Source organism: Thermodesulfobacteriota bacterium (assembly GCA_040757775.1).
In the GTDB taxonomy this organism is placed as follows: domain Bacteria; phylum Desulfobacterota; class UBA8473; order UBA8473; family UBA8473; genus UBA8473.
On sequence record JBFLWQ010000006.1, the window covers coordinates 15,889 to 27,021 of the forward strand.

Genomic DNA, 11,133 nt, shown 5'->3' on the forward strand with positions numbered 1-11,133 from the left:
ATCTTTCCTCCTCAACTTTTATACACAGAGAAATGCCCTCACACAGGGGGAGGGCCAAATCAAAACCGTGATCAGCCTATAATAGGTTCCATCTTTAGCGCCGGATGATCTTTCTCCTTTAAGAACGGCATAATTTCATCCTCGGTGATACCCACCGTCTCGTCAGCTATCCTATCGATCAAGTCTGGGCATCCCAATTCCTTTCCCCGCCTTAATAATCCTTCTCTGAGTTCCTCTTTTAGCCCTTTGGGCATCCAGACCATCCGCAGCAGCCCGCCGTCTCCAGAAATGAACTTCCGCTGGCAAATATTGTATTTGCTGTGTCCTACGAACCCTGGTGAGGATGCCCCGCCCCCCATAACTCCGGCGAGAGTCGTAAATTTCATCCCCGACGGGGTCTCTCCAGTGTAGTCCCTACCCACTGTCATAATCCCGTTACATCCGGAAAGCACAGCTGCGATACATTCACAGCATCCGCAGGTAGTCATAGGGTCGTGGACAAGACTATAGAAATTATAATGGGTTACATTCTGCCGTGATGCCTTATAGACAAAATCATTTACACCCTTCCACTGTCCTAATTTCGGATCGATACATTCTCCCTTTTCTACCGGCTGGTTTGGGCCGGTGGGGTTGATCTCGTAAGAAGCCTTGCAGTCCATCCAGTTATAAGCGCCGCAGAGACCTGTCCTCTCCGGGCTTACCATGCATACATGGTTGGGAGCAAAAGACTGGCACAGAGTGCAAGAATAGTAGGTCTCCACACCTTCATCCGTCATCTGTTCTACCCTGGCATCGCGTTTCTTGTAATTTTCCCTGGCAGTAGCGGTCAGCTTGTCCACATCATCTTTCTTAGTATAAAGAGTGACCTGCACCTTATCCAGAATGGCGCCAAAATCCTGGTGTAGTTTGGCATGGAGGATTACCCCGATGTCCCTGAGGGTAAACCCTTTGTTCACAGCCTGTTCACCAACCCTGATCCATGCGATATCCCGCTGTCCAATGTGCATAACACCCTGGGCATAATTGATAAGGTGATGTATCTGCCTTTCAAGGATGGGCTCAAAGTCTTCCTGCATCTGACGTCCTGCAACCTGGACAAAGATACCAAGGGGGAGTCTGTCGCCTTTTTTTATATCTTTAATATCAGGTCCTATTACTTCTATCTGGCCGTCTTCAATCTCCTTCATATCTGCCATACTGCAGAGCTCAACCGCCTGGGTTTTTCCACCACCCATCTCCAGGTAAAGATCGTCTTTTCTTACCCGCTCCCCTTCGAATGCCGGACCATATGCCAACGGGATATCCACACTAGCCACGGTTACCTTAAGCCCCCGAATCTCTATAGACTTTTGGGGCATTTCCCTGTGAGGAACATTAGCAACCACATGTTCGTACGTGCAGACTCCGGTAGGCAGAATTTCGGGTATGTCGGTATCGGCAATGGTGGGGAACCCCCAGTTGACACAACCGGCAGCATTGGCCGCCCATTCGGCATTCACCTCACCCAATGCATTGACAAAAGCAAAGATTCTGTCCTTATTATAGAGAAGCACCCTCTTATAATCCCCTGGTTTGATCCCCCCAAATGCCATAGCCGCACGGTTGGCAAAACCTAGGGCAAACACCGCAGCGGAGATATCAGGTCCAAAGGGAACCAGACGGGTATTCCAGCCAATCTGTACCCCGGCTTCCAGAAGCTGCTCTGAAAAAGTGGTGCCATTTTGGTTGGCACACATGAAAACATAGAGGTTCTTTTTCTGGTATTCTTCCGCAATCCACTTGGCCGTCTCAGGATCAGGAGCAGCTCCGACGATAGCCGCAAAACCCGGGGCGGTTCCATCCACAAATTCAACTCCTCGTTTACGGAAGACTGTATCTTCAGCGGCTCCAAGCCAGATTTTTCCCGAGGTCTCATCAACATCCTCACTGACCAGATAGAAACCAGGGTCTTCCAGATAACGAATAGCCTCTACCACCTCCTCTGCAAAAAGGGCAGCCATACCGGCGTCTAACAGAGGTCCCAAGTAGGGCAGGTGGTACATATTCTTCACATGAGCCGGCAGAAGTTTTCTGGCTACTTCCATAGGTTTTTGGGCATCCCCCAAGGTTTTTACCGGAATTCCAAGGATAGAATAGATAATAGGAAGATAATAAGCCGTATTGGGGAATTCAATCTTCTTATCCGGCCCGTGTTTTTCCAGTGCCTTTTTGAGAGTCCCCTCAGCTTTGGAAACGATATTGTATGCGCCTTGAATGGCGGCAAAAGCAACTAACTTGGACATTGAGAAAAATCCTCCTTTCTTAAGAGGTCATTATAGTAAAGATTAAGCTGCCTCCAGCTTCTGCCGGTCAGCCATATCCATGAGCACCCGCTCCCTAGCCTTATCAATACCCAGAGCCTTACGTTTGGCGTCTATATGGGCAATCATCTTGCGGGCCATTTCATAAGGGTCTTCGACCAGGTCCCATTTGCCGCCAAAGACCTTTTCCATCCCATTAAACAGGTAGTCCTTGAAAACTGGAGACCCTTCAACCTGGAGGTTGACCCCAAAGAGAGTATAGACCCCAGAAGCAACAAAGTATTGCCCGATAGAGATGGCTTTTTCACTCATCCATTCCGGGGCACATCCGGCGGCGGGGAGATCACTGATATCGTTTCCAAGCCCCCCGGCTTTAACCACTTCAGTAGCAGCCATTAGTATACGGCTATTGTCCACGCAGGATCCCATATGTAAGACAGGGGGTAATCCCACAGTCTCACATACTTCAGCCAGGCCAGGCCCACAATAGACCTTGGCCGCTTCCGGGGTCAGGAGCCCGGCCTTCCCGCAGGCCATGGCGTTACAGCCCGTGGTCAGGACTATGACATCGTTTTTCAAAAGTTCCTTGACAACAATCAAATGAGCACTGTCATGCATGGTACGGGCATTGTTGCATCCCACCACGCCCCCAATCCCGCGTATACGGCCGTTAATAATATTATCATTCAATGGAACATAAGAGCCGCGGAATGTCCCGCCCAGATGGTAATTAATAGCCTCATAACTGAATCCGACTACCATCTTTTCTTTTTCCTTGGGAATCAGGACTTCTGCCTTACGGTTTGGAAAGTTATCGATTGCGGTTTTGACGATCCGTTTAGCATCTTCAAGGGCATGGTGTTCGTCAAATTGAATATGGATTGTATCTCCGGAAGCAATCTTGCACCGGGTATTGGTGGTTATCAGCTTGGTATGATAGCATTGAGCAATATTAGCCAGATTTTCCATGATGCACTGAACATCAACCACCATGGCATCCACGGCTCCTGTAATCAATGCCAGCTCCTGCTGAAGGTAGTTTCCGGCAATGGGCATACCGTGGCGGACCAGAATTTCGTTGGCAGTACAGCACATGCCTGCCAGAACAATTCCTTTAGCCCCTTTGGTAGCTGCATACTGTAGCATCTCAGGGTCCTGAGATGCTACAACAATCATTTCTGAAAGAAGGGGCTCATGGCCATGGACAATGATATTCACATGATCCTTTTTCAAAACCCCCAGGTTAATTTCCCCGTGAATCGGAAAGGGGGTACCAAACAGCACATCCTGCATGTCAGTAGCCATCATGGACCCTGCCCAGCCATCAGCCAATGCCGCCCGGGAGCCCTGTTTCATCAGGTTTTCATAATCCTGATCCACCCCCATGTGGGTCCGGTGCATGATCTCGACAATCTCCCGGTCAATACCCCGAGGGATAACATCCAATTTTTTCCAGAGTTCATAACGGGTTTTGGGGGCGCGTTTGGCATAATAGATCTCGCCTTCCTGCTTACCCCACTCACCCAGTGCCTTTTCGCCTACTTCAACAGCTATATCATAAACATCCCGGTCTTTCTCTTCGCCGTCCACCACTACAGTGCTAGATACCCCAAAGTCTCCGGCTATTTCTTTGAGCTTGTTCTCGTCTTTTATTTTATAATCCTCTGACTCTTTACGGGCCGCGGCTAAAAAGACCTCGGCCACTCCTCTGCCGTGATCAGAGTGGGCAGCTGCCCCGGCAGCAATCATACGGACAAAATTACGGGCAGCAATAGTTTCTGGAGTAGCCCCGCAGAGTCCCATCCGGGTATCCTTTCCTTCCAAATCCTTCTTGGTTAAAGGAAGACGGCAGGGACCCTGGGCACACATCTTACAACAGGTTCCCTGAATACCAATATTGCAGGGTTTCATGGTTTCAGCCCGATCAAAGATTGTTTCCACTCCATCCTGTTGAGCCTTATGTAGCATCTGGATGGTGGCAGAATCTACACTCTTTTCTTCGGGTTTGATCTTCTTTTTTTCTTTTTCTACAACCTTCAAGGTTTCTTTGGCTTCTTCTGATGCCATTTCTCTTGCCTCCTTCTTTAACAGCCCTGAGGCTGCTTTCCCTTAAAGCATAATTAGCTCCTTCTATTAACCCGATTAACCTGGGCTAACAATTTATCCACTGGAGAAAGTTGAACCTCTGCTACTTTCAAGACTCGGGGACCTTCCACACGTGCTTCTTGCGATTTTTCCCTCTCTGCCTTTTCTTTCGCCCTGGATTGTTTCAATGCCTCTTCTTCATCTCTAACCTTAGCTTTGGCATCCTCTTTAGCTTTTTTCTCGGCTTCTTCCTTTGCCCTGGCGTCTGCTTTTGCCTTCTCTTCGGCATCGGCTATGGCTCTGGCTTCTGCTTCAGCCTTGGATTTTGCCTCTTCTTCAGTCTTTTTCTTTGCTTCTTCTTCAGCCCTTGCCTTTGCCTCTACCTCTGCCCTGGCTTTTGCTTCAGCATCAGCTTCCGCCCTGGCCTTCGCTTCTTCCTCAACTTTGGGTTTAGCTTTTTCTTCAGCCTTGATATCTACTGACTTTGGTTTTTCCTCCACCTTCTTCTTTTCCGCTACCTTTTCCTTTGGAGGTACTTTTTGGGCATCTTCTTTCTTTTCCTCTTTAGGCTCTGCCTTGACTTCTATTTTTATTATCTTTGGAAAGTCACCTTCCGGCTTAATATTTATGGCATTTAGTTTCCCGGTAATTTTGCCAGAACTCATTGCCATATCACCGGTCATCATCAGATTCATAAACTCTTTCACCCACTTAACACTCTCTGGATGTCTCAATACGAGAATATCCGAACCGGCCATGAGATAAGAAACAGCGCCTACACACTCCAGCATTACCCCCCTTTTTGCCGGATCGCCCAGAGTAGGTGCCTCTTCAAGGCTCAGTTTGACCTCTTTACACTTCCAGATTTCATTACCCAGATTGTTTATTATGGGACTCTGCAACTTCTCATCTTCCTGGGTCAGAGCAGCCATCCGAATCCTTTCCATAACCGAATAGGAATATTCCAGCCCGTATCCCAATCCCCCTGTGGTGGGATCTATAATAATCTTTTCCGGACTCACTCCCAGGTTGTCGAGAAGTACATTTAGCTGCTTGGCCAGATTTATGTCTATAGGAGAAGAAGAAATAACTGATTGGTGAAACCCCAGGGCGCTGGCGCCTATCTGCTTATGGGTAGCCTCTTCTACCGGCCCCAAAAGCAAATTCTTTCCCTGGTTATCTTCAGCAACCTTCTTTAAAACTTCGACATCCTTTTCCTTGTCGCCACATCCCCAGACTATCACCGGGACGTCCACCGCTTCACATACCTTTTTTACCGTGGCAGAAGCTTCTCCAGGCCCCTTGTTCAACCCATTTGGGTCGGTACTTTTTAGCTGCACTATAACCATATCAGCACCGTATTCCTCTACACACTTCTTTGCCCATGCTGCCGGATCTTTTAATACGTCTTTGAAGGGCTCAATAACAGCCTTAGGCCATTCCTCAGGCTCCATGTCCCAGATTTCCATGGCAATCCTGGGAGGATTGGGCATCTCCCCCTCAAATAGATAGAATGGATAGGAGGTTTCTCCGCCTACGGTTACTGTTCTTTTCCCGGCACCCAGAGTTACCTCTTTTATCTTTCCTGTATAATGTGATTTTGTAATTTCAAAGGCCATTAATTCTCTACCTCCCTCTACAGATTAATAAATAAGAAAGATATCCTTTAAACTAACCCTGCATGAACTTTAGCAGATTTTACCGTATTCATCATCAACATAGTGATCGTCATTGGGCCAACCCCTCCTGGCACAGGCGTAATAGCACTTGCCTTTTCCTTAACAGCTTCGAAGTCTACATCTCCACAAAGGATCGCCTTTCCTGATTCTGATTTTCCAATACGGTTCACACCCACATCGATAACAACGGCACCCTTTTTTACCATATCTGCTGTTATCGCTTTAGGTTTTCCTGCTGCAACTATAAGAATATCGGCCCTCCTGGTATGAGATGCCATATCTTTAGTTCCTGTATGACATATTGTTACTGTTGCATTCGCACCTTTTTGCTTTTGCAAAAGAATATTGGTCACAGGTTTGCCAACAATGTTGCTCCGGCCTACAACCACCACCTCTGCCCCACTGGTTTCAACACCACTCCTGATTAACAACTGTTGAACTCCAGAAGGGGTACAGGGCAGGTAATCCGCCTCACCTATCATCAATTTCCCAAGGTTGACCGGGTGGAAGGCATCCACGTCCTTCTTCGGATCTATAGCATAGAGCACTTTCGTTTCATTAATATGTTTAGGCAGCGGCAACTGTACCAGTATGCCATGAATTTTGGGATCCTTATTATATTTGTCAATCAACCCCAGTAAAGATTCCTCTGTGATATTATCAGCCTGATTGTCCTGTAACGAATAAAATCCTAACTCCTTTGCGGTCTTCTGTTTACCGGTCACGTAACTTACTGATGCAGGATTTTCTCCTACCAGAATGGTGACCAACCCTGGAATCACATTGTGTTTCTCTTTCAGTTCAGTCACTTCCTTCTTCAGTTCCTCCCTGATCTGTCCTGCCACCTCTGTTCCACTAATGATCTTTGCTGCCATTTTCCCCTCCCAAGGTTGATGGCTTCGTAAAAAATCCATCAAGGTTAATTATTTTACCCAAACAACCTAATTAATGATTTCGTCCAGAATTTTGTTAACTGCAATTACTGCAATAGATTCATCAGGCAAATCCATCAAAGGTTTTAAAGATATATCATAATCATAGATCAGTCTATCCATGGGGATACCGTAAAAAGAATTGAACCCCTGTTTCTCCATCTCAGTCTCAATAATAGGTTCCATCTCCCCCTGGATTCTGTTTATTATAAAGTAAGTGTCTTTTATTGATAACTCAAGTTCTTTGATAAGTTCCCTGATTCTCCCTGCTGTCCTGATACCTTTTGGCGTAGGATCTGAGACAATCAGCAATGCATCGATTCTCTGCAAAATGCGCCTGCTCAAATGTTCCATCCCAGCTTCATTGTCTATTACCACAAAAGGATAGTTTTTACCAAGAATATCCAGGAACCTCCTGAGCATGTTATTTACAGGACAGTAACACCCAGGGCCTTCACCCCTCCCCATGGTTATAACATCCACCCCTTCTCCTTCTATCAATCCCTCGTTGAGTTTTAATTCCAGAAAGGTCTCTTTTGTCATTCCGGGTGGTATATTGGAGATCTCAGAGGAAAAATCTTCCCTCACAGCGCCAACTGTCTTCCCCTGCTTGAATCCTATTGTCTCCGCCAGATTTACATTAGAATCTGCATCAACAGCAAGTATGGGAACTTTACCCCTTCTTTTAAGGGCACGAATCATTAAGCCTGTTATTGTTGTTTTGCCTATCCCTCCTTTTCCTGCCACTGCTATTACAAAACTCAAAAAAGTCCCCTCTCTATCAGCAAATACTAGAAAAGTCCTTTCACCTTACCGGTATCGACATCCACATCTACCCTTCTGAAAGCAGGGTTAGAGCTTGTTCCTGGCATAAGGCTAATGGTTCCTGCACAAGGGCAGAGGAACTTCGCACCGGAATATATCAAAACGTCACGAACAGGCAGAGTCCATCCTTTGGGAACACCTTTAATAGTCGGATCATGCGTAAGGCTCAGATGGGTCTTTACCATCATTGTAGCATAATCTGCATATTTAGGATCACCTTCCAGCATTTTGGCCTTTGCCTCAGCCTCCGGACTCCATGACACACCGTCAGCCCCATAAACCTCCTTGGCAATCAGGGCAACTCGGTCTCGCAGCTTCATCTCCAGTGGATAGAGAAATTTGAATTGGTTTTCTTCTTTGCATGCATCCATCACAGTATCAGCCAGTTCTAGAGCACCTTCTCCACCCATTTCCCAATGCCTGGATTCAGCACAACGTGCCCCGGCTGCCTCGGCTGCCTTTTTTACAATTGCAACCTCGGCATCAGTGTCGGTATAGAAACGGTTGATACAGACTACTGGATTAATACCAGACTTACGGATAGTGTTAATATGGTGAACCATATTCTCACATCCCTTTTCTACCAGCGTCAGATTCTCTTTTGTATACTCATCGGGAAGTGCCTTGCCGGCGACAACCTTTGGGCCTCCACCGTGCATCTTGAGGGCACGGATAGTAGCGGTCAAGACGGAAACATGGGGTTTCAAGCCACTGAACCGACATTTCACGTTCCAGAATTTCTCAAACCCGATATCGGCTGCAAAGCCACTCTCTGTCACATGGTAGTCGAAGAGTTTCAATCCAACGCGGTCAGCGATGATGGAAGACTGGCCTACCGCAATGTTGGCAAATGGCCCGGCATGAACCATACAGGGCTGATATTCGGCAGTACACATAAGGGTTGGATTGATTGTGTTGCGCATGAAGGCGGTCATCGCTCCTCCCACCTCCAGGTCCCCGGTTGTAACTGGATTGCCGTTCTTATCAAATGCCACGGTTATCTCATCAAGACGCTTCCTCAAATCTGCCAGGTCTCTGATAACAGCAAGAATAGCCATGCATTCGGAACCCACGGCTATACCGAACCTGGACTGCATGGTAAACCCATCCATGCGACCACCAAGACCGATAACTATATTCCTTAATGACTGGGCACAAAGGTCCATAATCCATCCCATCTCCACCCGGGTGGGATCGATACTGAGACGCCGCATTCCGGTAAGCCTCTGGAGTTGTTCGTCATTGTAATTCCGCTCGTGCTGCATTCGAGCGGTCAATGCCACCATGGCAAGGTTGTGGGCGTTCATGATATCGTTAATATCCCCTGTCAGTCCCAGTGAGAACTCGGTCATAGGGATGAGGAGGGCATTACCTCCACCGGCTGCGGTTCCCTTAACGTTCATGGTTGGACCGCCTGATGGTTGCCTGATACAGCCGCCTACGTTTACACCACGTTTCCCAAGTCCTTCGATCAGTCCCATTGAGGTGGTGCTTTTGCCCTCACCCAAGGGAGTGGGTGTAATAGCGGTAACCTCGATGTATTTCCCATCTGGTCTATCTTTCAAACGTTTAATGATTTTCAGAAAATCTAATTTTGCCAGTCTGCCCATAGGAAGCATCTCATCTCTTTCAAGCCCCAGTTTTTCTCTCCACTCATCGGGCATTGGCATGTTTTTCTCTGCTGCTTCGGAAATCTGCCAGTCTGCCATCTTCACCGCATCGTATGCCATTAATCACATCCTCCTTTTACTATAATTGGATACCCTTATAACAATAATTAAAGTATTGTTTTTTTATTTTTATATGATTAGTAAGACATGGAAGGTAAATCAAATATTTAATAGACCTCAAAGATCAGGTGAGTGAGCGCTCATTCACGTCTGGCGAAGATTACCATAGGGTTATCATAATGTCAAGAATTTTTCCGAAAAAAAATACCTTCTATATGGGTTTTTGCACTTGACAATCTGGGGTTAATATCCTTAATATCAAGTCCAAGCCAGCTGCAAAGTCCCAAAGTTGATGGACTCCTAAAAAGTCAGTGGGGTCTGACCCCAAATCCAATGGAAAGAGGAAAGACGGATGGCATTGATTATCCAGAAATACGGGGGTACCTCGGTAGGTAATGTGGAAAAAATCAAGAATGTAGCCCGTCGAGTAAGAAGTACCCACCAGGATGGAAATGATGTTATTGCGGTTGTATCCGCTATGGGGGAAGAGACGGACAGGCTTCTGGACATGGCGAAGGATATCGCAGACCAGCCCGACGAAGGGGAACAGGATGCATTGATATCAACAGGAGAACAGGTAAGCAGTTCCCTGCTTGCCATGGCATTGAAGTCTTTAGGGGTAAATGCCAGGTCATTATTGGCTTATCAGATTAAGATACAAACAGACAGTGCCTTTGGCAAGGCACGGATTTTAAAGATAGATTCAGAGAGGTTATTAAGAGAGCTTAAGGATGGAAATGTACTGGTAATTGCCGGATTCCAGGGCGTTGATGAAAAAGACAACATAACTACCTTAGGCAGGGGAGGCTCCGATACCAGTGCAGTTGCAATAGCCGCCGCCCTCAAGGCTGATATTTGTGAAATCTATACCGATGTGGAAGGAATATTCACTGCTGACCCGAACATCTGCCCAGATGCCAGAAAGCTTAATAAAATATCCTATGATGAGATGCTGGAGATGGCGAGTCTGGGGGCAAAGGTTCTTCAGACCAGGTCTGTTCAGTTTGCGAAGAAATATCAGGTGACGATCCATGTAAGGTCTACTTTTAAAAACGGTACAGGTACTATTGTAACCAAGGAGGATCAGGATATGGAGAGTGTCATTGTTTCAGGTGTTACCTACGATAAAGATGAAGCTAAAATAACAGTCACAAAGGTACCTGACATGCCAGGCATTGCATCTAAACTATTTACTCCCATTTCAGAAGCCAACATTGTTGTGGATATGATAATTCAGAATGTAAGCACAGATGGTCTTACTGACCTGACCTTTACCGTTCCGCAGGCCGATTTTAAAAAAGCGATGGAATTGGTTATGGTTACGGCAAGAGAAATTAATGCTCAGGATGTATTGACCGACACAAATATTTCAAAGGTTTCTATTGTTGGGATGGGTATGCGAAGTCACTCTGGAGTTGCCTCTAAGATGTTTACTGTCCTTGCCAGGGAAGGGATAAATATTATGATGATAAGTACCTCTGAAATCAAGATATCCTGTGTAATCGAGTCTAAGTATACAGAATTGGCTGTAAGGGTACTGCACGAGGCATTTGGATTAGGAGAGAATAAGGAATTCTAG

7 protein-coding genes are annotated in these 11,133 nt (G+C 46.6%); 1 reads left to right on the top strand and 6 read right to left on the bottom strand.

Translation table 11 applies throughout. The annotated features are described in order from the left end of the window. Nucleotides 1–71: 71 nt before the first annotated feature. The 6 genes from acsB to AB1401_05365 all read right to left on the bottom strand — a co-directional run bounded on the left by acsB (nt 72) and on the right by AB1401_05365 (nt 9,554). Nucleotides 72–2,285: an acetyl-CoA decarbonylase/synthase complex subunit alpha/beta gene (gene acsB / locus AB1401_05340; protein ID MEW6614871.1), complete on the bottom strand. Its 2,214-nt coding sequence runs from the start codon at nt 2,283–2,285 to the stop codon at nt 72–74. 42 nt (nt 2,286–2,327) lie between these two features. Further along, entirely contained in the window at nt 2,328–4,370 is a 2,043-nt protein-coding gene (gene cooS, locus AB1401_05345; protein ID MEW6614872.1) for an anaerobic carbon-monoxide dehydrogenase catalytic subunit, read from the bottom strand. 53 nt (nt 4,371–4,423) lie between these two features. Beyond that, nucleotides 4,424–6,007 (bottom strand): acetyl-CoA decarbonylase/synthase complex subunit delta, encoded by a 1,584-nt coding sequence (locus AB1401_05350; GenBank protein MEW6614873.1) that lies wholly within the window; start codon nt 6,005–6,007, stop codon nt 4,424–4,426. A gap of 47 nt (nt 6,008–6,054) precedes the next feature. Beyond that, a complete protein-coding gene (locus AB1401_05355) occupies nt 6,055–6,942 on the bottom strand; it encodes a tetrahydrofolate dehydrogenase/cyclohydrolase catalytic domain-containing protein (GenBank protein MEW6614874.1) in 888 nt (295 codons plus the stop codon). A 66-nt stretch (nt 6,943–7,008) separates the two neighbouring features. After that, nucleotides 7,009–7,764 (bottom strand): AAA family ATPase, encoded by a 756-nt coding sequence (locus AB1401_05360; protein ID MEW6614875.1) that lies wholly within the window; start codon nt 7,762–7,764, stop codon nt 7,009–7,011. A gap of 26 nt (nt 7,765–7,790) precedes the next feature. Continuing rightward, nucleotides 7,791–9,554 (bottom strand): formate--tetrahydrofolate ligase, encoded by a 1,764-nt coding sequence (locus AB1401_05365; protein ID MEW6614876.1) that lies wholly within the window; start codon nt 9,552–9,554, stop codon nt 7,791–7,793. A gap of 352 nt (nt 9,555–9,906) precedes the next feature. Here AB1401_05365 and AB1401_05370 point away from each other — a divergent pair, with 352 nt between their 5' ends. Next, the gene (locus AB1401_05370; protein MEW6614877.1) at nt 9,907–11,133 is read left to right on the top strand and encodes an aspartate kinase; all 1,227 of its coding nucleotides are present in this window, start codon (nt 9,907–9,909) and stop codon (nt 11,131–11,133) included.

Bases quoted from the DNA above. Each gene is read 5' to 3' on its own strand.
- acsB (MEW6614871.1), bottom strand. From the start codon at position 2,285: ATGTCCAAGTTAGTTGCTTTTGCCGCCATTCAAGGCGCATACAATATC.
- cooS (MEW6614872.1), bottom strand. From the start codon at position 4,370: ATGGCATCAGAAGAAGCCAAAGAAACCTTGAAGGTTGTAGAAAAAGAA.
- AB1401_05350 (MEW6614873.1), bottom strand. From the start codon at position 6,007: ATGGCCTTTGAAATTACAAAATCACATTATACAGGAAAGATAAAAGAG.
- AB1401_05355 (MEW6614874.1), bottom strand. From the start codon at position 6,942: ATGGCAGCAAAGATCATTAGTGGAACAGAGGTGGCAGGACAGATCAGG.
- AB1401_05365 (MEW6614876.1), bottom strand. From the start codon at position 9,554: ATGGCATACGATGCGGTGAAGATGGCAGACTGGCAGATTTCCGAAGCA.
- AB1401_05370 (MEW6614877.1), top strand. From the start codon at position 9,907: ATGGCATTGATTATCCAGAAATACGGGGGTACCTCGGTAGGTAATGTG.